The sequence below is a fragment of the Paenibacillus sp. MY03 genome (genome assembly GCF_002165585.1).
GTDB lineage: Bacteria > Bacillota > Bacilli > Paenibacillales > Paenibacillaceae > Pristimantibacillus > Pristimantibacillus agaridevorans.
Genome location: NZ_MXQD01000033.1, coordinates 91,400 through 111,679 on the forward strand (window position 1 = coordinate 91,400; position 20,280 = coordinate 111,679).

The window sequence follows — 20,280 nt, forward strand, 5'->3', positions numbered from 1 at the left end:
CAAATTTATGGCAAGAGAGTTCTCCTTGGAAAATACGCGTAATATCGGGATTATGGCGCATATTGACGCTGGTAAAACTACAACCACTGAACGGATCTTGTTCTTCACGGGCCGTACCCACAAAATTGGCGAGGTGCACGAAGGTGCAGCTACAATGGACTGGATGGAACAGGAACAAGAGCGCGGCATCACGATTACGTCTGCCGCTACTACCGCTCAATGGAAGGGTAACCGCATCAATATCATCGATACTCCGGGTCACGTTGACTTCACAGTTGAAGTTGAACGCTCCCTACGCGTATTGGACGGGGCCGTTGGTGTTTTCAGTGCAAAAGAAGGCGTTGAGCCGCAGTCCGAAACGGTATGGCGTCAAGCCGACCGCTACGGCGTTCCACGGATCGCTTACGTTAACAAGATGGATATCATCGGCGCAGACTACCTGAATGTTGTCAAAGACATGCGTGAGCGTCTGCAAGCCAATGCCGTTGCGATTCAATTGCCTATCGGCGCAGAATCCGACTTCGTCGGCGTAATCGACATTGTTGAGCGTGTGGCTTACAAGTACGTTGATGATCTGGGCAAGGACCCGGTTAAAGGCGAAATTCCTGCTGAGTATGCTGACCAAGTTGAAGAACTTCGCAGCGAGCTCGTAGAGAAGGTTGCAGAACTGGACGAAGATCTGATGATGAAGTATCTGGAAGGTGAAGAAATCACAATTCCAGAACTGAAGGCTGTTCTTCGTAAAGGCGTTTGCGACGTTAAGATTTTCCCTGTAGTAGCCGGTTCTTCCTATCGTAACAAAGGCGTTCAATTGGTATTGGATGCGGTTGTTGACTACTTGCCTGCGCCAGTTGACGTACCATCTATTAAAGGTACGCTCGAAGATGGCGAAGAAGCAGTACGTCCTTCTTCCGACTCGGAGCCGTTCTCGGCTCTGGCATTCAAAATCATGACGGACCCTTACGTAGGACGTTTGACGTTCTTCCGCGTTTACTCGGGTATCCTGAAATCCGGTTCGTATGTTCTTAACGCAACTAAGGGCAAACGCGAGCGGATTGGCCGGATTCTGCAGATGCACGCGAACAGCCGTCAAGAGATCTCGGAAGTACACTCGGGCGATATCGCTGCAGCGGTAGGTCTGAAGGATACGACTACGGGAGATACGCTGTGCGACGAGAAGTTCCCAATCGTTCTTGAATCGATGAACTTCCCTGAACCCGTTATCCAAATCGCAATCGAGCCTAAGACGAAAGCAGACCAAGACAAACTTGGCGTTGCAATCTCCAAGCTCGCCGAGGAAGATCCGACATTCCGCGCTTATACGGACGAAGAAACGAACCAAACGATCATCGCGGGTATGGGTGAGCTTCACCTCGAGATCCTCGTTGACCGTATGCTTCGTGAATTCAAAGTAGAGACGAATGTAGGTAAACCTCAGGTTGCTTACCGTGAGACCTTCCGCCAAGGCGCTAAGGTTGAAGGTAAATTCGTTCGTCAATCCGGCGGTAAAGGTCAGTTCGGTCATTGTTGGGTCGAGTTCGAACCACAAGAGGCTGGAGCAGGCTTCGTATTCGAAAGCAAGGTTGTGGGTGGATCGATTCCTCGTGAATACATCGCCCCAATCCAAGCGGGTATCGAAGAGTCGATGAAGAATGGCGTTATCGCCGGCTTCCCGCTCGTTGATATCAAAGCGACTGTTGTCGATGGATCCTATCATGACGTCGACTCCTCTGAGATGGCATTTAAGATTGCTGGTTCCCTGGCGCTTAAAGCAGCGAAAGACAAGTGTAAACCTGTCCTTCTCGAGCCAATCATGAAGGTCGAAGTTACGGTTCCAGAAGAGTACATGGGCGACGTTATGGGTATGCTGAACTCCCGTCGTGGTCGCATCGAGGGTATGGATTCCCGCGCAGGCGCGCAAATTATCCGTTCCAAGGTGCCTCTCTCCGAGATGTTCGGTTACTCCACAACTCTTCGTTCCGGTACGCAAGGACGCGGCGTATTCTCGATGGAGCTTTCTCACTACGAAGAAGTTCCGAAATCGATCTCCGAAGAGATCATTGCCAAGCACAAAGGTTCGGCTGAGTAATAGCCGACTGGCTGCTCTAGCATGAACAAGTTGTATTTTGGCCGGTGTTCAGGTGTGATTTCGCTCTCGATGCCGGCCCACACATAAAATATCAAGTGATATTGAGGAGGATTAAGTTCAATGGCTAAGTCTAAATTTGAACGTACTAAACCGCATGTTAACATCGGTACAATCGGTCACGTCGACCATGGCAAAACAACTCTGACTGCTGCGATCACAACTGTACTTTCCAAAAGATACGGCGGCGCGGCTATCGCGTTTGACCAAATCGACAAAGCTCCAGAAGAGCGCGAGCGCGGTATCACAATCTCCACATCCCACGTTGAGTATGAGACTCCTAACCGTCACTATGCTCACGTTGACTGCCCAGGTCACGCCGACTATGTTAAAAACATGATCACAGGCGCTGCACAAATGGACGGAGCGATTCTGGTTGTATCCGCATCTGACGGCCCAATGCCGCAAACGCGCGAGCACATCCTGCTCTCCCGTCAAGTAGGCGTTCCTTACATCGTTGTATTCCTGAACAAATGCGACATGGTTGAAGACGAAGAGCTTCTTGAGCTGGTTGAAATGGAAGTTCGCGATCTTCTGTCCGAGTATGACTTCCCAGGCGACGACACGCCAATCATCCGCGGCGCGGCTCGTGAAGCACTTGCTAACCCAGATGGTCCTTGGGCTGACAAAGTCATCGAGCTGTTCGAGCAAGTTGACACTTACATCCCAACTCCTGAGCGCGACACGGCTAAGCCTTTCCTTATGCCTGTCGAGGACGTATTCACAATCACAGGCCGTGGTACAGTTGCTACAGGTCGCGTAGAGCGTGGCGTTATCAAAGTTGGCGACGAGATCGAAATTATCGGTCTTGCTGAAGAAACTCGCAAATCCGTTGTTACGGGCGTTGAGATGTTCCGTAAATTGCTTGACTCCGCTCAAGCTGGCGACAACGTAGGCGCACTTCTTCGCGGTGTTGACCGTAAAGACATCGAGCGTGGTCAAGTTCTGGCTAAACCAGGTTCCGTTAAGCCACACACGAACTTCACAGCTCAAATCTACGTTCTGACTAAAGAAGAGGGTGGCCGTCACAAGCCTTTCTTTACTGGCTACCGTCCACAGTTCTACTTCCGTACAACTGACGTTACAGGTATCATCAACCTGCCAGAAGGCACTGAGATGGTTATGCCTGGCGACAACATCACGGTTACAGTTGAACTGATCGCTCCAATCGCGGTTGAAGAAGGAACTCGCTTCTCCATCCGTGAAGGCGGCCGTACTGTAGGCGCTGGCGCTGTTGCAACGATCCAAAAATAATGACATGCGGCGACTCGCCGCATGCATGGAAAACCTCCACTTCGGTGGAGGTTTTTTTTCGTTGGATAGAAATTGATGAATAGAGCCATTGATGTCCGATAGGCAGAGAGTGACTGGATTTTGGTATTTTAAATCACCTTCAAGTGGTTTTTTCTTAACGTTTCTTAATGACAATAATTATCATAAAAATTGGCATTGACGAGGTCGCTAGTAAACAATTATGATTAAGTTTATATGAGTATAAACGCATTTTTTTGTATTTATATCAAAATTATTATCGTTTTCTCTAATACTTTAACGACAAAAAGCGATAAAGCTTTGATGCATCTACAGGGAATTGCGGGGAAGTAATACAAAATAATGAAAAGAGCGAGAGGGGTTTTAAGGTGAAGAAGAAAGTATTAATCGGTTTGGCCTTAACGGCAATGATGACTGTTACTGCCGCATGCAGCGAAGAGAAGGTTGATTACACAGTTGCAATCTCCCAGGTAGTCGAACATCCTTCTTTGGATGCAACGCGTGAGGGATTTTTGAAAGCATTCGAAGATGCTGGCATCAAGGTGAAAGCTGATTATAACAATGCACAGGGCGATCCTAACAACTTTAAGTCAATAGCGGAAACGATTGCTTCCAGCAAGGCTGACTTGGCTCTTGGCATTGCTACTCCAACAAGCCAAGCATTGGTCGAAGCCATTACAGACAAGCCTGTATTGTTCGCCGCTATCACTGACCCTGTCGATGCGGGTCTAGTGCCCAAATTGCAGGCTCCCGGCGGTAACGTTACGGGCGCTTCGGACTTGGATCCTCAATCCATTACGGACTTAATGGAATTTATCGCGAAAGAATTTCCTAATGTAAAGAAAGTCGGCACGGTTATTAACGAGTCTGAGGATAATTCCGTCATTATGAGCGGTATTGCCGCTGAAGCTCTTGCTAAACATGGCATTGAGTACGTTAAAGCAGCGGTGGCCAACAGCTCGGACGTTCAGCAGGCTGCTCAATCTCTTGTCGGCCGGGTTGATGCAATCTACATCGCTTTGGATAACACGGCTGTGGAAGGGCTAGATGCCATTATCGACGTAGCCGAAGAGAACGATATTCCTTTCTTCTCGGCTGATAGGGATACGGTTGTAAGAGGAGCCTTCGCGACAATCGGCTTCCAGTACTTCGACCACGGTTATGAAGTCGGTCAAATGGCAATCGAAATCTTAAAGGATGGGAAAAATCCGGGCGAGATGGACGTTAAAACTCCGCAAAAATTGGATTTCGTCCTGAACTTGAAGGCAGCTAAGGAGCAAGGGATCGAAGTAACGGACGCTATGAAAGCTTATGTGAAAGACAAGGCCAATATATTGGAATAAATAACATCAGGATAAACAAAACCATGGGGTGATCGGGGGGCTGATTCACCCCATCCTTATGATTAGAGGAGGCAATTTCAATGCTCGTTTCTCTGACCGGTGCACTGGAAAGCGGTTTGTTATATGCGCTAATGGCGTTAGGGGTATTCATCACGTTTAGAATACTGGATTTTCCCGATCTAACGGTCGACGGAAGCTTCACGACAGGCGGTGCGATAGCTGCCGTTATGACCATATCGGGAGTTTCCCCATGGATCGCACTGCTTTGCGCCTTTTTAGGCGGAGCTCTGGCAGGGCTATGCACGGGTTTGCTTCATACCAAAGGCAAGATCAATGGCCTGCTATCCGGGATCATTATGATGATCGCTCTATATTCTATCAATCTTAGAATTCTGGGTAAACCGAATGTATCGTTGAGAAATGCGGACAATATATTCAATGGCATTGATCCGATAATTGCGGGCTTGTTATTCGCGATCATTATTAAAGTAGGTTTGGATTGGTTCTTCAAAACGGATCTCGGCATGAGTTTGCGGGGAACGGGAGACAACAATCGCATGATAAGAAGCTTTGGGGCGAATACGGATCGAACGACCATAATCGGCGTATCGCTTTCGAACGCTCTCGTTGCCGGCTCGGGCGCACTGATCGCTTTTTCAAGTAACGCGGCCAATGCCACGATGGGGGTAGGTATTATCGTGGCAGGACTGGCTTCGGTTATTATTGGAGAGGCCATCTTTGGAGCCAAAACCATATTCCGTGCTACTATGGCTATCGTTCTAGGAGCTATTATTTATCGCTTGATCTATGCCATTGCGCTTCGCGTAGGTTGGTTGGATGCCTCCGATATGAAACTTATTACCTCTATAATTATTATTGGGGCACTAATTATTCCAACGGCCCGCAAAGCCATGAAAAGCAAAGCTGTAGCTAAGCGGCGTACCGAAGAAGTCATGAATTCCATTCATGGTATAAACGGAGGTGATCGCTAATGCTAAAGGTCGAGAGCGTATCCAAACTGTTTAACCCAGGTACCGTAGATGAGAAAATTGCATTGATGAATGCGGAACTTCATTTGAAAAAAGGCGATTTCGTAACCGTCATTGGCAGCAACGGCGCGGGGAAATCAACGCTGATGAATTTAATTTCCGGTGTTATGAAGCCGGATGCGGGCAACATATCAATAGATGGCAATAATGTAACGTTGGTGCCTGAACATAAAAGAAGTCAGTGGATTGGCCGAGTGTTTCAGGATCCTATGGCAGGCACGGCGCCGCGTATGACAATCGAAGAGAATATGGCCATCGCGTACAAGAGAGGCCTAGCTCGCGGCTTCTCGCTTGGTGTAACGGGTAAAACCCGTAAAATTTTCCGAGAGGAGCTGCATCGTCTCGGAATCGGGCTCGAGAACCGTATGGGCGCCAAGGTCGGATTGCTGTCCGGCGGGGAGCGGCAAGCGTTGAGCCTGCTGATGGCCACGTTCACGCGTCCGCAGATCCTTTTGCTCGACGAGCATACGGCAGCGCTGGATCCTGCTAGAGCGGAGCTCGTGACGACGCTGACCGAAGCTATTGTGCGCGAGCTGAACTTGACGACGCTTATGGTCACGCACAACATGGAGCAAGCCATTCGTCTTGGAAATCGCCTCATTATGATGGATAAGGGCAGAATTATCTTGCAAGTCGATGAAGATCGCAAAAAAGATCTGACCGTCGAGCGTTTGCTTGGAGAGTTCGAACAGATCAGCGGCAAGAAGATGGCGGACGATCGCGTCGTGCTGGGGTAGCAGAACTAATCAAAAAGCTCGGCAGTTTGCGGATGCAATTGGGTATCCGTTGGCTGCCGAGCTTTTTTGTGTTTGATCGGATAAACACTGACGTGGACTGTCGCTCTGCCGCGCGCTCTCTAGTCTTGTAACTCCCGCGTCCAGCTAGCACTAGTGTAATGCCGCCCTGTACGTTGCATCCGCACCATTATATATAGAAGAAACACATAGAGCATCGCAAAGGGATGATATGGATTGTGGGGTCGGTCAGATATGCAACCTTCTCAAAGCCTTGCGCGGCGCGGGTTCCGGCGATCTCAACTTTTATTCAAATGATTGAATGTTTTAGTTGCAATCGCCCGCCCAATCCGATATAATATTGACTGTTGGTCTGACGTTGCGTTGATGTGAGAGGTTGCCGACACACCCGGCCCCTTTGCCATGGGACCTGTGCGGGTTATTCTCACGGAGTATGTCCGATTAAAAAATTGGGCGAAAGAAGGAGGGACTTATATGGCAAAGCAAAAGATTCGTATCCGCTTGAAAGCATACGATCACAGAATTCTTGATCAATCCGCAGAGAAAATCGTTGAAACTGCAAAACGTTCCGGTGCAGGCGTTTCCGGGCCGATTCCGTTGCCTACGGAAAAGCAAATCATCACTATTCTTCGTGCGGTTCACAAGTACAAGGATTCCCGTGAGCAATTCGAGATGCGCACACACAAGCGCTTGATCGACATTGTGAATCCTACGCCGCAAACCGTTGATGCGTTGATGCGTCTGGATCTGCCGTCCGGTGTAGATATCGAAATCAAGCTTTAATTAACAAGAACATCCGTATATACGATCATAGAGAGGAAATGAGGTGTCAACATGAAAGGTATCTTAGGGAAAAAGCTTGGAATGACTCAAGTATTTACCGCTGAAGGTAACGTGGTTCCAGTAACGGTAATCGAAGCTGGCCCGAACGTTGTTCTTCAGAAGAAAACAGTAGAAACTGACGGCTACGAAGCCGTTCAACTCGGTTTCGCTGATAAGAAAGAAAAAAGATCCAACAAACCAGAGATCGGTCACGCCAAGAAGGCTGACGCGACTCCTAAGCGCTACGTTCGCGAAATTCGCGGTATCAACCTTGGTGAGTATGAAGTTGGCCAACAAGTGAAGGCGGACCTTTTCGCAGAGGGCGAATTTGTTGACGTAACAGGTATTTCGAAAGGCAAAGGCTTTGCCGGCGTTATCAAGCGTTGGGGACAAAGCACGGGACCTATGTCCCACGGTTCCCGCTATCACCGCGGTCCAGGTTCCATGGGTTCCATCCAGGCGAACCGCGTACCGAAGGGCAAACGCCTTCCAGGCCACATGGGTCATGAGACGATCACGATCCAGAAGCTTGAAGTTATCCGCGTCGATGCGGAACGCAACGTCATCCTCGTTAAAGGCTCCATTCCTGGACCTAAGAACGGATTCGTAAAAGTCAAACAAACGGTTAAGAACTAATCGTTCTTAAAAAGAAAGGAGGAACACGAAATGCCTAAAGTAACAGTATTTAATGTGAGCGGTTCGCAGGTAGGCGAATTGGAATTGGCCGAGAACGTATTCGGAATCGAGCCTAACACTCATGTTATGCATAGCGCAGTCGTTCTGCAGCAAGCTGCCGAACGTCAAGGGACGCACAAGACGAAAGGTCGCTCCGAAGTACGCGGCGGCGGTCGCAAACCTTGGAAACAAAAAGGCACGGGCCGCGCACGTCAAGGTTCCATTCGCTCCCCGCAATGGGTTGGCGGCGGAACGGTATTCGGACCTACACCACGCTCTTACGGCTTCAAATTGCCTAAGAAAGTTCGTCGTCTGGCGATCAAATCCGCATTGTCTTCCAAAGTGATCGCGAACAACATCATCGTTCTGGATCAACTGACATTCGCGGCTCCTAAGACGAAGGAATTCCAAAGCATTCTAAACAACCTGAAAGCTGATCGCAAAGCTCTGGTTGTAACAGCTAACTATGAGGATAATGTAGCATTGTCCGCACGCAACATCCCTGGCGTGAAGTTCGTCGCTGCTGACGGCATCAATGTTCGCGATGTGCTTGTGTATGACAAGCTGATCATCACCAAGGAAGCAGTAGAGAAAGTACAGGAGGTGCTTGCGTAATGAAAAATCCACGCGATATTATCAAGCGCCCGGTTATTACGGAACGTACGAGCGATTACATGGCTGCCAAACGTTATGTGTTTGAAGTAGACCTTCGCGCGAACAAAACCGAAATCAAACAAGCTATCGAACAAATCTTTAACGTAAAAGTAACCGGCGTTAACACAATGCGTGTTGCAGGTAAACCGAAGCGTTATGGCAGACATAGCGGCTACAGACCTGACTGGAAAAAAGCAATCGTTCAGCTGAGCGATGACAGCAAAGAACTTGAGTTCTTTGAAACGTCTGTATAGAAAAGGAGGGAATACAAGTGCCAATCAAAAAGTACAAACCGACCTCTCCAGCTCGTCGTGCGATGTCCGTATCCACATTCGAGGAAATCACGACAAGCACACCGGAGAAATCGTTGCTTGCGCCGCTCTTTAAAAAAGCCGGCCGTAACAACCAAGGTAAAATTACGGTTCGCCACCATGGCGGCGGACATAAACGTAAATATCGTATCATTGATTTCAAACGTACCAAAGACGGTATCGCAGGTAACGTAGCAACGATCGAATACGATCCGAACCGTACCTCGAACATCGCACTGATCCACTACGTTGACGGCGCGAAAGCTTACATTATTGCTCCACAGGGCCTTAAAGTAGGCGATCAAATCGTATCCGGAGCGGACGCGGATATTAAGATCGGCAACGCATTGCCGCTCAAAAATATTCCTGTTGGTACAGTTATCCACAACATCGAACTTAAACCAGGCAAAGGCGGCCAATTGGTTCGCGCAGCCGGTACGGAAGCTCAATTGTTGGGTAAAGAGGAAGACTACGTATCCATTCGCCTGAGCTCTGGCGAAGTTCGTCGCATCCTGAGCACTTGCCGTGCTACAATCGGTTCCGTAGGCAACGGAGATCACGAACTCGTGAAAATCGGTAAAGCCGGCCGTAATCGTTGGCTCGGCAAACGTCCTCAAGTCCGCGGCGTAGTTATGAACCCGAACGATCACCCGCACGGTGGTGGTGAAGGCCGCGCTCCAATCGGACGCAAGTCGCCGTTGTCCCCATGGGGCAAACCGACACTGGGCTACAAAACTCGCAAGAAAAAGAAAGCATCGAGCCAATACATTATTCGCAAACGTACGAAGTAATAACTGCTTGATACAATCCGCGTGAGAGCAGTCTCACGCCAGCGCTTATGCGAAGGGAGGATTCTACATGGGTCGCAGTTTGAAAAAAGGTCCATTCATCGACGGTCATCTGCTTAAGAAAGTCGAGGGCCTGAACGAAACGAACAAAAAGGTCGTAATCAAAACATGGTCCCGCCGTTCGACGATTTTCCCGCAATTCATCGGACACACGATCGCGGTTTACGACGGACGCAAACACGTGCCGGTATACGTGACTGAGGACATGGTAGGACACAAGTTCGGTGAATTTGCACCGACTCGTACTTACAAAGGCCATGCGAACGACGATAAAAAAACGGGCAGACGTTAATTTGCCCTTTATCTATTTTCTAACGAACGAGAGGAGGTTCCCACATGCCAGAAGCAAAAGCGCACGTTAATTTCGTACGTATCGCTCCTCGCAAAGCGCAGCTCGTAGCGGACTTGATCCGTGGCAAGAAGGTTGGCGAGGCGATCGCGATTTTGCGTCACACGCCTAAAGCTGCTTCCCCGATCATCGAGAAGCTGCTTAACTCTGCGATTGCTAATGCCGAGCACAACTACCAAATGGACGTAAACAACTTGGTCGTATCGCAAGTATACGCAAACCAAGGTCCTACTATGAAACGTTTCCGCCCGCGCGCGATGGGTCGCGCAAGCCGGATTAACAAAAGAACCAGCCACATCACCTTGGTGGTATCTGAAAAATAAGGAGGGATAACGTGTGGGTCAAAAGGTAAATCCAGTCGGTCTTCGTGTCGGGATTATCCGTGATTGGGAATCCAAATGGTACGCAGGCAAAGACTTTGGCGATCTTCTTTTGGAAGACGTAAAAATCCGTGAGTACTTGAAGAACAAGCTGAAAGACGCAGCAGTATCCCACATCGAGATCGAGCGCGCGGCTAACCGCGTGAACGTGACGATCCAAACCGCTAAACCGGGTATGGTTATCGGCAAGGGCGGTTCCGAAGTGGAAAACCTGCGTACGGAGCTGGGCAAGATCTCGAAGGGCAAAAAAGTCCACATCAACATCTCTGAAATCAAACAAGCCGATCTGGACGCTATCTTGGTAGCTGAAAGCATCGCACAACAACTTGAGCGTCGCGTATCTTTCCGTCGTGCATTGAAACAAGCAATTCAACGTTCCATGCGCGCTGGTGCCAAAGGGATCAAAACCGCTGTCAGCGGCCGTCTCGGTGGTGCAGAGATCGCGCGTAGTGAAGGCTACAGCGAAGGCACGGTTCCGCTTCATACGCTTCGTGCCGATATCGACTACGGCACAGCTGAAGCACATACGACTTACGGCCGCATCGGCGTAAAAGTATGGATCTACCGTGGCGAAGTCCTTCCTACGAAGAAGAAAGCTCCCCAGGAAGGAGGCAACTAATCATGTTGGTACCTAAACGTGTAAAACACCGCAAGCAACAACGCGGTAATATGAAAGGTCGCGCGAAAGGCGGCACTACGGTTGCTTTCGGCGAATACGGCCTTCAAGCTATTGAACCGTCATGGATCACGAACCGCCAGATCGAAGCGGCTCGTATCGCGATGACTCGTTATATCAAGCGTGGCGGTAAAGTATGGATCAAGATTTTCCCTGACAAACCGATCACTCAAAAGCCTCTCGAGGTGCGGATGGGTAGCGGTAAAGGTAACGTTGAGAAATGGGTAGCTGTTGTTAAGCCGGGCAAAATCATGTTCGAGCTGGCTGGCGTACCTGAAGAAGTAGCTCGTGAAGCAATGCGCCTTGCGGCTCACAAACTGCCTGTTAAAACGAAGTTCGTGAAACGCGAAGAAGTGGGTGGTGAAGCAAATGAAGGCTAGTGAATTTCGCAACCTAACCTCTGTTGAGATTGAACAACAAATCGCCGGTTTCAAAGAAGAGTTGTTTAACCTTCGTTTCCAATTGGCTACGGGTCAACTGGACAACCCGACTCGAATCCGTGATGTGCGTAAGGAAATAGCTCGTGCTAAAACCGTTTTGCGTGAAAGAGAACTCGGAATTACCAGCTAATTATAAACCTTGCACAAAAAAACGATCACGGATGAAGGAAGGAGGCAAAACATGAGCGAACGCAATGCCCGCAAAGTTCAAATCGGCAAAGTGGTAAGCGACAAAATGGATAAAACAATCGTGGTGGCTGTAGAAACTTACAAAAAACATGATTTGTACCATAAACGCATCAAATACACGAAAAAATATAAAGCCCATGACGAGAACAACCAAGCGAAAATCGGCGATACCGTCAAAATCATGGAGACTCGTCCACTATCCAAAGACAAGCGCTTCAGATTGGTTGAGGTTGTCGAAGTAGCCGTTGTACTTTAATGAGCGCAGCAGTGCCCGCATGAATGTCGAAAGGAGGACGTAATCCATGATTCAACCATTTACACGTTTGCGTGTTGCCGACAACTCCGGCGCTAAAGAATTGATGTGTATCCGCGTACTCGGCGGTACTGGCCGTCGCGTTGGCCACATCGGTGATCTGATCGTTTGCTCCGTCAAACAAGCAACGCCAGGCGGCGTTGTCAAAAAGGGTGACGTAGTAAAGGCGGTTATCGTTCGTACGAAGCGTTCGGTTCGCCGTAAAGACGGTTCCTACATCGCATTCGACGAGAATGCTGCCGTAATCGTCAAAGAAGACAAGAGCCCTCGCGGCACTCGTATCTTCGGACCAGTTGCCCGTGAGCTTCGCGATAAGGACTTCATGAAGATCGTATCGCTTGCACCGGAAGTAATCTAAGAACGACAAGATAAAGGCCTGATAGCTTAGCGAGCAGGAGGTGTAACAAATGCCAAGACTGAAAAAAGTATTGGAATCCCACAACAATAAATTGCATGTAAAGAAAGACGATACGGTCATCGTCATTACCGGTAAAGACAAAGGTAAGAAGGGCCGCGTCATCGCAGCTTATCCTCGTGAGAACCGCGTGCTGATTGAGGGAGTCAACATGGTGAAGAAGCATTCGCGTCCTTCCCAAGCGAACCCGCAAGGCGGAATCATCGAGCAGGAAGCTCCAATCCACGTCTCGAACGTGATGCACGTAGATCCGAAGAGCGGCGGCGTAACCCGTATCGGTTACAAAGTGCTGGATAACGGCAAGAAAGTACGGATTGCTAAAAAATCCGGAGCACAGATCGACTAATCGTTATGGTAAGAAAGGAGGTCCATGAACAATGACAGCAAGACTGAAAGGTCGCTTTCTTAATGAAATCACTCCTGCCCTGATGCAGAAGTTCAACTATACTTCGGTTATGCAAGTTCCGAAGATTGAGAAAGTCGTAATTAACATGGGTGTTGGCGAAGCAGTTTCCAACTCCAAAATTCTCGATGTTGCCGTAGAAGAGCTGCGCATCATCTCCGGTCAAAAGCCGGTTGTCACTCGTGCCAAAAAATCCATCGCGGGCTTCAAGCTTCGTGAGAACATGCCGATCGGGGTTAAAGTAACGCTGCGCGGCGAGCGCATGTACCACTTCCTCGACAAGCTGTTCAACATTTCCCTTCCGCGTGTACGTGACTTCCGCGGTGTATCGACCAAAGCGTTCGACGGACGTGGAAACTACACGCTGGGCCTTAAGGAACAGCTGATCTTCCCTGAGATCGAATACGATAAAGTTGATAAAGTACGCGGTATGGACATCGTCATCGTCACGACGGCAAAAACGGACGAAGAATCTCGTGAGCTGCTGACCCAAATGGGCATGCCGTTCACGAAGTAATCCACTTTAGGAGGTGTAATACCCAGTGGCAAAAACTTCGATGAAAGTGAAGCAACAACGCACACCGAAATTCAAAGTGCGCGCTTATACGCGCTGTGAGCGTTGCGGCCGTCCGCACTCTGTTCTTCAAAAGTTTAAAATTTGCCGGATTTGTTTCCGCGAGTTAGCATACAAGGGCCAGATTCCTGGCGTGAAAAAAGCAAGCTGGTAATCAAGCCTAGTTCGGGAAGGAGGTTCACATAAATGGTTATGTCTGATCCGATTGCAGATATGTTGACGCGCATTCGCAATGCGAACGTCGTTCGTCACGAAACAGTGGAGATGCCTGCTTCGAAAGTGAAGAAGCAAATCGCTGAAATCTTGAAGCGCGAGGGCTTTATCCGCGATGCTGAATATATCGAAGACAACAAACAAGGGATTATCCGTATTTTCCTGAAATACGGCCCTAACCAAGAGCGCGTTATCACTGGCCTTAAGCGTATCTCGAAGCCAGGTCTGCGCGTATACACGCAAGCAACTGAGGTTCCTCGCGTGCTTGGCGGACTGGGAATCGCGATTATTTCCACGTCCAAAGGCGTTATGACAGACAAGGAAGCTCGCCAGGTGAAATCCGGCGGCGAAGTCGTCTGCTACGTTTGGTAAGAAATAAGTCAGAAAGACAGGAGGTGTAACAATGTCCCGTATTGGTCGCAAACCAATTGCTGTCCCAGCTGGTGTAACTATCAACTTGGACAACACAATCATTACTGTTAAAGGACCGAAAGGCACGCTTACTCGCGAATTTCACAAGGACATGAAAGTGAATGTAGCGGAGAACGAGATCGTGATCGAACGTCCTTCCGACAATAAATTGCATCGTTCCCTGCACGGAACGACGCGCAGCATTATCGCAAACATGGTGACAGGTGTTACTGACGGCTTCACAAGAAATCTGGAGCTCGTTGGCGTAGGTTACCGTGCTAGCAAATCCGGTGATAAAATCGTGCTTAACGTTGGTTACTCCCACCCGGTTGAAATTGCTCCCGAGAGCAACATCGAGTTCGAAGTGCCAGTCAACACGAAAATTACCGTTCGCGGAATCGACAAAGAGCGCGTAGGCGCTGTTGCCGCTCAAATCCGTGCCGTACGCGAGCCTGAGCCGTATAAAGGCAAAGGTATCAAATACGAAGGCGAGCGCATCATCCGCAAAGAAGGTAAAGCTGGTAAGAAGAAATAAGGAACGTGAGACGTTCCATGCAATAGCTTCCTAAGGCGTTAAGAAAGGAGGAACACAAGCATGATTACGAAAGGCGACAAAAACAAGGCCCGTCTGAAAAGACACCTTCGTGTTCGCAAGAAAATCAACGGCACGGCAGCACGTCCGCGTCTGTCCGTATTCCGTTCCGCCAAACATATGTACGCTCAACTGATCGACGACGTAGCAGGCGTAACACTGGCTGCAGCATCCACTAAGGATAAAGAGCTGGTAGAGGCAATCGGCAACGGCGGCAACGTTGAAGCTGCTGCTAAAGTTGGCGAGCTGATCGCGAAACGCGCTCAAGCAAAAGGCGTAACCGAGGTTGTATTCGACCGCGGAGGTTACTTGTATCACGGCAGAATTTCTGCGCTGGCAACCGCGGCACGCGAAGCTGGCTTGAATTTCTAATCACTCAATAAGGAGGTTAAACGACTTGCGTGTAGATCCTAATACGTTAGAACTGACTGAAAAAGTTGTTCATATCAATCGCGTTGCAAAAGTTGTAAAAGGCGGACGCCGTTTCAGCTTTAGCGCGCTTGTAGTAGTCGGCGACGGCAAAGGCTACGTTGGCGCGGGAATCGGTAAAGCAGGCGAAGTGCCGGATGCGATTCGCAAAGGCATTGAAGATGCGAAGAAAAACCTGATCCACGTTCCACTCGTAGGAACGACGATTCCTCACCTCGTACTTGGTCACTTCGGTGCTGGCGAAGTTCTGCTGAAGCCTGCTTCCGAAGGTACTGGCGTTATCGCCGGCGGCCCGGTTCGTGCGGTTCTCGAGCTGGCTGGCGTAGGCGACATTTTAACGAAATCTCTTGGTTCTTCGAACTCTCTGAACATGGTTAACGCGACGCTGGAAGGTCTGTCCCGTCTGAAACGTGCGGAAGACGTTGCAAAGCTGCGTGGCAAAACAGTCGAAGAGCTGTTAGGTTAAGGAGGGAAATAAGATGGCAAAATTGCAAATCACCCTCGTTCGCAGTTTAATCGGTCGCAACGAGAAGCAACGCGCAACGGTTGAAGCGCTTGGCCTTCGCAAAATTCGTCAATCGGTCGTTCATGACGACAACGTGGCGATTCGCGGCATGGTTAACGCAGTTAACCACCTGGTTAAAGTCGAAGAAGTTTAAATTACGATAATGCAGTACACGAAATAAACAAGGAGGTGCACGAACGATGAAATTGCATGAGTTAGCACCAGCACCAGGCTCGACTGCGGCGCCTAAGCGCAAAGGTCGCGGTATCGGCTCCGGCAACGGCAAAACGGCAGGCAAAGGCCATAAAGGTCAAAATGCTCGTTCCGGCGGCGGTGTTCGTCCTGGATTCGAGGGCGGCCAAAATCCTTTGTACCGTCGCGTTCCGAAGCGCGGTTTCAACAATCCATTCCGCAAGGAGTACGCGATTGTTAACATTGAAGATCTGAACAGCTTTGCTGCAGGGACAGAAGTTACACCAGAGGTTCTTCTTGAGCAAGGAGTTATCAGTAACCCTTTGGCAGGAATCAAAATCTTGGGTAATGGTGAATTGAAAGTAGAGCTCACTGTTAAAGCAAACAAGTTCTCTCAATCTGCGGTAGAGAAAATCCAGGCTGCCGGCGGTAAAACCGAGGTGATCTAATTGTTCACAACCGTGTCCAACATTTGGAAAGTGGCGGATCTGCGTACAAGGATCCTCTTCACGCTTTTCATTCTTTTCATTTACCGGATCGGTTCTTTCATTCCGGTACCGGGAGTAGACAAAACCGTATTCGAGAACATGGATTCGCAAGGCGCTGACTTGTTCGGCTTGCTGAACACGTTCTCGGGCGGTGCGCTCTTCCAATTCTCCATTTTCGCGATCGGTATTACGCCGTATATCACGGCATCGATCATCGTGCAGCTCTTGTCGATGGACGTTATCCCGAAGTTTGCGGAATGGGCGAAGGAAGGCGAAAACGGCAAGCGCAAGCTGGCTCAAATTACGCGTTACGGCACGATTATCCTTGGTTTGGTGCAAGGCTTCGCAACAGCGATTGGCTTCAACCGCTCCTTCGGACTTGAAATGATTCCGGGCGCAAACTTCGTAGACTACTTGGTCATCGCAATCATCCTGACAGCTGGTACAGCTTTCTTGATGTGGCTCGGCGAGCAAATTACGGAGAGAGGTATCGGCAACGGTATCTCCATCTTGATCTTCGCAGCGATCGTAGCCGGTATCCCTGGTCACATCCGCACGTTGTATCAAGATCAATTCATCGATGCGCAAGACCAGCTTTTCTTGAACATCGCGAAGATGGTGCTGATCGTACTCGTGATTATCGCGATCATCGTCGGCGTTATCTTTATTCAGCAAGGTATCCGGAAGATCCCGGTTCAATACGCGAAGCGTGTTGTCGGACGTAAGATGTACGGCGGACAATCGACTCACATTCCAATGAAGGTTAACGGCGCGGGCGTAATCCCGGTTATCTTCGCGGTATCCCTGATCATGTTCCCTGTAACGATTGCCAACTTCTGGTCCACCAAGCCTTGGGCGCAATGGATCATCGACAATATGAACTATGACCGGCCGCTTGGCATGGTATTGTACGTATTGCTGATCATCGGTTTCACCTTCTTCTACACATTCGTGCAAATTAATCCTGTGCAAATGGCAGATCAGATGAAGAAGAACGGCGGTTATATCCCGGGCATCCGTCCTGGCAAGCCGACGTCCGCTTACCTGACTCGCGTTATGTCGCGGATTACGCTCACGGGTGCACTCTTCTTGGCAGCGATCTCCGTATTCCCAGTGTTCTTTGGAGCATTGGCGGGATTACCGCGGTCCGTGCAGCTTGGCGGCACATCGCTCCTCATCGTTGTCGGCGTTGCGCTTGATACGATGAAGCAGATCGAGAGCCAGTTGATCAAACGTCATTACAAAGGGTTTATCAATAAATAACAGCAGGTTCGAAAGCGGGCTGCCGCGCTCTTAAGGCTAGTGCGGTGCGGTGCCCGAACGAGCCTTCCTGCGTTTAAAGCGAGGAACACGGTAATGAACATTTTATTCATGGGCCCCCCGGGAGCCGGCAAGGGTACACAAGCAGAGCGGATCGTAGAAGAGTTCGGCATTCCCCACATTTCGACGGGCGACGCATTTCGTCTTGCGATGAAACAAGGCACGCCGCTCGGTCTGAAAGCGAAGGAATATGTCGATCAAGGTCTTCTTGTTCCGGACGAAATTACGAACGGCATCGTGAAGGAGCGTCTTGCTCTGGACGATTGCGAGAAGGGTTTCCTTCTGGATGGCTTTCCCCGTACGCTGCAGCAAGCCGAAGCGCTTGATGTCATGCTGACGGAGCTAGGCCGGAGCGTCGATCATGTCGTGAACCTGAAGGTTGACCGCGGATTGCTGCTTGCTCGTTTGACGGGCAGACGCATCTGCAAGTCTTGCGGATCGACTTACCATGTACTATTCAACCCGCCTAAGGTCGAAGGCATCTGCGACAAGGACGGCGGAGAGCTGTATCAACGTTCCGATGATACGGAAGAGAAGATGGGCACGCGCCTGGACGAATATACGTCCAAGACGGCTCTGCTTCTTGATTACTACAGCGGTAAAGGTCTGCTGCGCGAAGTCGACGGCGAGAAGGATATCGACGTTGTTACAAGCGATATCGTTTCCTGCCTGAAAGGTACGTTGTAATGATTATTTGCAAATCCGAATCGGAGCTGCGATTAATGAGGGAAGCCGGACGGATCGTTGCGGAAACGCATCGGTTGATGGCAGCAGCAGTAAAGCCGGGCATCACCACAGGTGAGCTTGACCGTATTGCCGAACAGTACATTCGAAGTCAGAATGCCGTTCCTTCCTTTAAAGGTTACAATGGGTTTCCTTCCAGCATTTGCGCTTCTGTAAATGACGAGTTGGTGCACGGATTCCCTGGATCACGCAAGTTGAACGAGGGCGATATAATAAGCATCGACATCGGAGCGCAGTTCGAAGGCTATCATGGCGATTCCGCTTGGACCTATGCGGTCGGGAGCGTGACGCCAGAAGTTCAGAGACTGCTCGACGTGACGGAAGAATCGCTATACGCGGGACTTGCGCTCGTTAAGCCTGATGTCAGGCTTTATACGATATCGCACGCCATCCAGAAGGTTATTGAAGCAGCAGGTTTCTCGGTAGTACGGGAATACGTAGGGCACGGAATCGGCGCGGAACTGCATGAAGAACCGCAAATACCGAACTATGGTATACCGGACAGGGGGCCGCGGCTGAAGCCGGGTATGGTGCTTGCCATCGAGCCGATGGTTAATATCGGAGAACGATATGTACGAACGCTCGAAGACGATTGGACAGTCGTAACGCAAGACGGTTCCTGGTGCGCTCATTTTGAGCACACGGTTGCCGTCACAGAGGACGGCTTTGAAATATTGACCATTCTGCCGCAGCAGTCCGAGGTGTAAGGTGGATGCTCATCCCCGGATTGGTCAGTTCGTCAAAGTACTTCGAGGCAAGGACGAAGACAGTTATGCCGTGGTCATTGCCATTATCGACGACAAGTTCGTCATGATTGCGGACGGCGACAAGCGAAGGTTCGACCAGCCCAAGAAAAAGAACGTTCTGCATCTGATGTTACAGCCTGCCTTTAGTCATGAGGTAATAAGCAGCTTGCAAGAAACAGGCAGAGTGACGAATGCCAAATTACGTTACGCAATTCAGAAGTACGCGCATGCGAAAGGAGAATGACGGTGGCGAAGGAAGACGTCATTGAGGTCGAAGGTACGGTTATTGAGCCGTTGCCGAATGCGATGTTCAAGGTGGAGCTGGAGAACGGTCATCAAATTCTCGCACATGTATCCGGCAAACTTAGAATGCACTTCATCCGCATTCTGACCGGAGACAAAGTGGTTATACAGTTATCGCCTTACGATTTATCAAGAGGGCGCATCACCTATCGGAAGTAACCGCGGTTAGCGGCAAGCTTTTCGAAAGATTCGGGAGGTAATCACAATGAAGGTTAGACCTTCGGTTAAGCCGATTTGCGAGAAATGCAAAGTCATTCGTCGCAAAGGCAACGTTATGGTGATTTGTGAAAATCCGAAACACAAACAAAAACAAGGATAAAAGGAGGGAAATATAGCCCATGGCACGTATAGCTGGTGTAGATATTCCGCGCGACAAGCGCGTTGAAATCGCCCTGACGTATATTTTCGGTATCGGCAAAACGACTTCGCAAAAAATCCTGGCTTCCACGGAAGTTAACCCAGACACTCGCGTTCGCGATCTGACTGAGGATGAGCTGGCTCGTCTGCGCGAAGCCATCGACAAGAATGTTAAAGTGGAAGGCGACCTTCGTCGCGAAATTTCGCTTAACATCAAGCGTCTAACTGAGATCGGCTGCTACCGTGGTCTTCGTCACCGTCGCGGACTTCCTGTTCGCGGTCAACGTACGAAAACAAACGCGCGTACGCGCAAAGGTCCACGTCGTACTGTAGCGAACAAGAAGAAATAAGAAAGGAGGATAATGG

33 protein-coding genes are annotated in these 20,280 nt (G+C 49.7%); all 33 read left to right on the forward strand.

From position 1 onward, the window contains the following. Positions 1-7 precede the first annotated feature (7 nt). A complete protein-coding gene (gene fusA, locus B1748_RS23045; protein ID WP_087570304.1) occupies positions 8-2,089 on the forward strand; it encodes an elongation factor G in 2,082 nt (693 codons plus the stop codon). A gap of 120 nt (positions 2,090-2,209) precedes the next feature. Beyond that, positions 2,210-3,400 carry an elongation factor Tu gene (tuf, locus tag B1748_RS23050; RefSeq protein WP_087570305.1) on the forward strand — a complete coding sequence of 397 codons (1,191 nt, stop codon included), beginning with the start codon at positions 2,210-2,212 and terminating at the stop codon, positions 3,398-3,400. Between the two features lie 386 nt (positions 3,401-3,786). Further along, a complete protein-coding gene (locus B1748_RS23055) occupies positions 3,787-4,761 on the forward strand; it encodes an ABC transporter substrate-binding protein (RefSeq protein WP_087570306.1) in 975 nt (324 codons plus the stop codon). Positions 4,762-4,841: 80 nt separating this feature from the next. Beyond that, positions 4,842-5,753 (forward strand): ABC transporter permease, encoded by a 912-nt coding sequence (locus B1748_RS23060; protein WP_087570307.1) that lies wholly within the window; start codon positions 4,842-4,844, stop codon positions 5,751-5,753. Next, positions 5,753-6,547, forward strand: coding sequence for an ABC transporter ATP-binding protein (locus B1748_RS23065; RefSeq protein ID WP_087570308.1), 795 nt, complete (start codon positions 5,753-5,755; stop codon positions 6,545-6,547). Before B1748_RS23060 ends, B1748_RS23065 begins: the two co-directional genes overlap by 1 nt. A gap of 492 nt (positions 6,548-7,039) precedes the next feature. Beyond that, positions 7,040-7,348, forward strand: coding sequence for a 30S ribosomal protein S10 (rpsJ, locus tag B1748_RS23070; protein ID WP_005544556.1), 309 nt, complete (start codon positions 7,040-7,042; stop codon positions 7,346-7,348). Positions 7,349-7,399: 51 nt separating this feature from the next. Next, positions 7,400-8,023 carry a 50S ribosomal protein L3 gene (gene rplC / locus B1748_RS23075; RefSeq protein ID WP_087570309.1) on the forward strand — a complete coding sequence of 208 codons (624 nt, stop codon included), beginning with the start codon at positions 7,400-7,402 and terminating at the stop codon, positions 8,021-8,023. Between the two features lie 30 nt (positions 8,024-8,053). Beyond that, positions 8,054-8,677, forward strand: a complete 624-nt coding sequence (gene rplD / locus B1748_RS23080) for a 50S ribosomal protein L4 (RefSeq protein WP_087570310.1) — start codon at positions 8,054-8,056, stop codon at positions 8,675-8,677. Further along, a complete protein-coding gene (rplW, locus tag B1748_RS23085; RefSeq protein WP_087570311.1) occupies positions 8,677-8,970 on the forward strand; it encodes a 50S ribosomal protein L23 in 294 nt (97 codons plus the stop codon). The genes rplD and rplW overlap by 1 nt, the downstream gene beginning before the upstream one ends. Positions 8,971-8,987: 17 nt before the next feature. Then, on the forward strand, positions 8,988-9,818 hold the full coding sequence (rplB, locus tag B1748_RS23090; RefSeq protein ID WP_087570312.1) for a 50S ribosomal protein L2: 831 nt from the start codon (positions 8,988-8,990) through the stop codon (positions 9,816-9,818). A 67-nt stretch (positions 9,819-9,885) separates the two neighbouring features. Continuing rightward, on the forward strand, positions 9,886-10,167 hold the full coding sequence (rpsS, locus tag B1748_RS23095; protein ID WP_087570313.1) for a 30S ribosomal protein S19: 282 nt from the start codon (positions 9,886-9,888) through the stop codon (positions 10,165-10,167). A gap of 44 nt (positions 10,168-10,211) precedes the next feature. Then, a complete protein-coding gene (rplV, locus tag B1748_RS23100; protein WP_087570314.1) occupies positions 10,212-10,547 on the forward strand; it encodes a 50S ribosomal protein L22 in 336 nt (111 codons plus the stop codon). A 13-nt stretch (positions 10,548-10,560) separates the two neighbouring features. Further along, on the forward strand, positions 10,561-11,223 hold the full coding sequence (gene rpsC / locus B1748_RS23105) for a 30S ribosomal protein S3 (RefSeq protein ID WP_087570315.1): 663 nt from the start codon (positions 10,561-10,563) through the stop codon (positions 11,221-11,223). A gap of 2 nt (positions 11,224-11,225) precedes the next feature. After that, complete coding sequence (gene rplP / locus B1748_RS23110; protein ID WP_087570316.1) at positions 11,226-11,660, forward strand: 50S ribosomal protein L16; 435 nt, start codon at positions 11,226-11,228, stop codon at positions 11,658-11,660. Next, positions 11,650-11,850 carry a 50S ribosomal protein L29 gene (rpmC, locus tag B1748_RS23115; RefSeq protein WP_087570317.1) on the forward strand — a complete coding sequence of 67 codons (201 nt, stop codon included), beginning with the start codon at positions 11,650-11,652 and terminating at the stop codon, positions 11,848-11,850. The genes rplP and rpmC overlap by 11 nt, the downstream gene beginning before the upstream one ends. A 51-nt stretch (positions 11,851-11,901) precedes the next feature. Then, complete coding sequence (gene rpsQ, locus B1748_RS23120) at positions 11,902-12,165, forward strand: 30S ribosomal protein S17 (protein WP_068679351.1); 264 nt, start codon at positions 11,902-11,904, stop codon at positions 12,163-12,165. Positions 12,166-12,211: 46 nt separating this feature from the next. After that, a complete protein-coding gene (rplN, locus tag B1748_RS23125; protein ID WP_087570318.1) occupies positions 12,212-12,580 on the forward strand; it encodes a 50S ribosomal protein L14 in 369 nt (122 codons plus the stop codon). A gap of 49 nt (positions 12,581-12,629) precedes the next feature. Then, positions 12,630-12,983 (forward strand): 50S ribosomal protein L24, encoded by a 354-nt coding sequence (rplX, locus tag B1748_RS23130; protein WP_087570319.1) that lies wholly within the window; start codon positions 12,630-12,632, stop codon positions 12,981-12,983. A 31-nt stretch (positions 12,984-13,014) separates the two neighbouring features. Beyond that, positions 13,015-13,557, forward strand: a complete 543-nt coding sequence (gene rplE / locus B1748_RS23135; protein ID WP_087570320.1) for a 50S ribosomal protein L5 — start codon at positions 13,015-13,017, stop codon at positions 13,555-13,557. Between the two features lie 25 nt (positions 13,558-13,582). Continuing rightward, positions 13,583-13,768 carry a type Z 30S ribosomal protein S14 gene (locus B1748_RS23140; RefSeq protein WP_013312154.1) on the forward strand — a complete coding sequence of 62 codons (186 nt, stop codon included), beginning with the start codon at positions 13,583-13,585 and terminating at the stop codon, positions 13,766-13,768. A gap of 32 nt (positions 13,769-13,800) precedes the next feature. Next, entirely contained in the window at positions 13,801-14,199 is a 399-nt protein-coding gene (gene rpsH, locus B1748_RS23145; protein WP_087570321.1) for a 30S ribosomal protein S8, read from the forward strand. 31 nt (positions 14,200-14,230) lie between these two features. Next, entirely contained in the window at positions 14,231-14,773 is a 543-nt protein-coding gene (gene rplF, locus B1748_RS23150) for a 50S ribosomal protein L6 (RefSeq protein ID WP_087570322.1), read from the forward strand. Positions 14,774-14,833: 60 nt separating this feature from the next. Beyond that, positions 14,834-15,202, forward strand: coding sequence for a 50S ribosomal protein L18 (gene rplR / locus B1748_RS23155; RefSeq protein WP_087570323.1), 369 nt, complete (start codon positions 14,834-14,836; stop codon positions 15,200-15,202). Between the two features lie 25 nt (positions 15,203-15,227). After that, positions 15,228-15,725 carry a 30S ribosomal protein S5 gene (gene rpsE, locus B1748_RS23160; protein WP_068679339.1) on the forward strand — a complete coding sequence of 166 codons (498 nt, stop codon included), beginning with the start codon at positions 15,228-15,230 and terminating at the stop codon, positions 15,723-15,725. 13 nt (positions 15,726-15,738) lie between these two features. Next, positions 15,739-15,918, forward strand: a complete 180-nt coding sequence (gene rpmD / locus B1748_RS23165) for a 50S ribosomal protein L30 (protein ID WP_087570324.1) — start codon at positions 15,739-15,741, stop codon at positions 15,916-15,918. 46 nt (positions 15,919-15,964) lie between these two features. Continuing rightward, positions 15,965-16,405, forward strand: a complete 441-nt coding sequence (gene rplO, locus B1748_RS23170) for a 50S ribosomal protein L15 (protein ID WP_087570325.1) — start codon at positions 15,965-15,967, stop codon at positions 16,403-16,405. Beyond that, positions 16,406-17,707 (forward strand): preprotein translocase subunit SecY, encoded by a 1,302-nt coding sequence (gene secY, locus B1748_RS23175; RefSeq protein ID WP_087570326.1) that lies wholly within the window; start codon positions 16,406-16,408, stop codon positions 17,705-17,707. It begins immediately after the preceding gene. Positions 17,708-17,800: 93 nt separating this feature from the next. Next, positions 17,801-18,451, forward strand: a complete 651-nt coding sequence (locus B1748_RS23180) for an adenylate kinase (RefSeq protein WP_087570327.1) — start codon at positions 17,801-17,803, stop codon at positions 18,449-18,451. Beyond that, on the forward strand, positions 18,451-19,215 hold the full coding sequence (gene map, locus B1748_RS23185) for a type I methionyl aminopeptidase (RefSeq protein ID WP_087570328.1): 765 nt from the start codon (positions 18,451-18,453) through the stop codon (positions 19,213-19,215). Before B1748_RS23180 ends, map begins: the two co-directional genes overlap by 1 nt. A 1-nt stretch (position 19,216) precedes the next feature. Continuing rightward, positions 19,217-19,498 (forward strand): KOW domain-containing RNA-binding protein, encoded by a 282-nt coding sequence (locus tag B1748_RS23190; RefSeq protein ID WP_087570329.1) that lies wholly within the window; start codon positions 19,217-19,219, stop codon positions 19,496-19,498. A 2-nt stretch (positions 19,499-19,500) separates the two neighbouring features. After that, positions 19,501-19,716 carry a translation initiation factor IF-1 gene (gene infA, locus B1748_RS23195; protein ID WP_015847200.1) on the forward strand — a complete coding sequence of 72 codons (216 nt, stop codon included), beginning with the start codon at positions 19,501-19,503 and terminating at the stop codon, positions 19,714-19,716. A 46-nt stretch (positions 19,717-19,762) separates the two neighbouring features. Continuing rightward, on the forward strand, positions 19,763-19,876 hold the full coding sequence (gene rpmJ / locus B1748_RS23200) for a 50S ribosomal protein L36 (protein WP_003333770.1): 114 nt from the start codon (positions 19,763-19,765) through the stop codon (positions 19,874-19,876). Positions 19,877-19,895: 19 nt separating this feature from the next. Then, positions 19,896-20,264: a 30S ribosomal protein S13 gene (gene rpsM, locus B1748_RS23205; protein ID WP_087570330.1), complete on the forward strand. Its 369-nt coding sequence runs from the start codon at positions 19,896-19,898 to the stop codon at positions 20,262-20,264. Positions 20,265-20,280: the final 16 nt, after the last annotated feature.

Coding starts and splice junctions, on each gene's coding strand:
- B1748_RS23180 (WP_087570327.1), top strand. CDS start 17,801: ATGAACATTTTATTCATGGGCCCCCCGGGAGCCGGCAAGGGTACACAA.
- rplC (WP_087570309.1), top strand. CDS start 7,400: ATGAAAGGTATCTTAGGGAAAAAGCTTGGAATGACTCAAGTATTTACC.
- rpmJ (WP_003333770.1), top strand. CDS start 19,763: ATGAAGGTTAGACCTTCGGTTAAGCCGATTTGCGAGAAATGCAAAGTC.
- fusA (WP_087570304.1), top strand. CDS start 8: ATGGCAAGAGAGTTCTCCTTGGAAAATACGCGTAATATCGGGATTATG.
- rpsH (WP_087570321.1), top strand. CDS start 13,801: ATGGTTATGTCTGATCCGATTGCAGATATGTTGACGCGCATTCGCAAT.
- rplD (WP_087570310.1), top strand. CDS start 8,054: ATGCCTAAAGTAACAGTATTTAATGTGAGCGGTTCGCAGGTAGGCGAA.
- rplR (WP_087570323.1), top strand. CDS start 14,834: ATGATTACGAAAGGCGACAAAAACAAGGCCCGTCTGAAAAGACACCTT.
- B1748_RS23060 (WP_087570307.1), top strand. CDS start 4,842: ATGCTCGTTTCTCTGACCGGTGCACTGGAAAGCGGTTTGTTATATGCG.
- rplE (WP_087570320.1), top strand. CDS start 13,015: ATGACAGCAAGACTGAAAGGTCGCTTTCTTAATGAAATCACTCCTGCC.
- rplX (WP_087570319.1), top strand. CDS start 12,630: ATGCCAAGACTGAAAAAAGTATTGGAATCCCACAACAATAAATTGCAT.
- rplW (WP_087570311.1), top strand. CDS start 8,677: ATGAAAAATCCACGCGATATTATCAAGCGCCCGGTTATTACGGAACGT.
- rplF (WP_087570322.1), top strand. CDS start 14,231: ATGTCCCGTATTGGTCGCAAACCAATTGCTGTCCCAGCTGGTGTAACT.
- rplP (WP_087570316.1), top strand. CDS start 11,226: ATGTTGGTACCTAAACGTGTAAAACACCGCAAGCAACAACGCGGTAAT.
- map (WP_087570328.1), top strand. CDS start 18,451: ATGATTATTTGCAAATCCGAATCGGAGCTGCGATTAATGAGGGAAGCC.
- rpsJ (WP_005544556.1), top strand. CDS start 7,040: ATGGCAAAGCAAAAGATTCGTATCCGCTTGAAAGCATACGATCACAGA.
- B1748_RS23065 (WP_087570308.1), top strand. CDS start 5,753: ATGCTAAAGGTCGAGAGCGTATCCAAACTGTTTAACCCAGGTACCGTA.
- rpmD (WP_087570324.1), top strand. CDS start 15,739: ATGGCAAAATTGCAAATCACCCTCGTTCGCAGTTTAATCGGTCGCAAC.
- rplO (WP_087570325.1), top strand. CDS start 15,965: ATGAAATTGCATGAGTTAGCACCAGCACCAGGCTCGACTGCGGCGCCT.
- rpmC (WP_087570317.1), top strand. CDS start 11,650: ATGAAGGCTAGTGAATTTCGCAACCTAACCTCTGTTGAGATTGAACAA.
- rplN (WP_087570318.1), top strand. CDS start 12,212: ATGATTCAACCATTTACACGTTTGCGTGTTGCCGACAACTCCGGCGCT.
- rpsS (WP_087570313.1), top strand. CDS start 9,886: ATGGGTCGCAGTTTGAAAAAAGGTCCATTCATCGACGGTCATCTGCTT.
- rpsM (WP_087570330.1), top strand. CDS start 19,896: ATGGCACGTATAGCTGGTGTAGATATTCCGCGCGACAAGCGCGTTGAA.
- rplV (WP_087570314.1), top strand. CDS start 10,212: ATGCCAGAAGCAAAAGCGCACGTTAATTTCGTACGTATCGCTCCTCGC.
- rpsQ (WP_068679351.1), top strand. CDS start 11,902: ATGAGCGAACGCAATGCCCGCAAAGTTCAAATCGGCAAAGTGGTAAGC.
- tuf (WP_087570305.1), top strand. CDS start 2,210: ATGGCTAAGTCTAAATTTGAACGTACTAAACCGCATGTTAACATCGGT.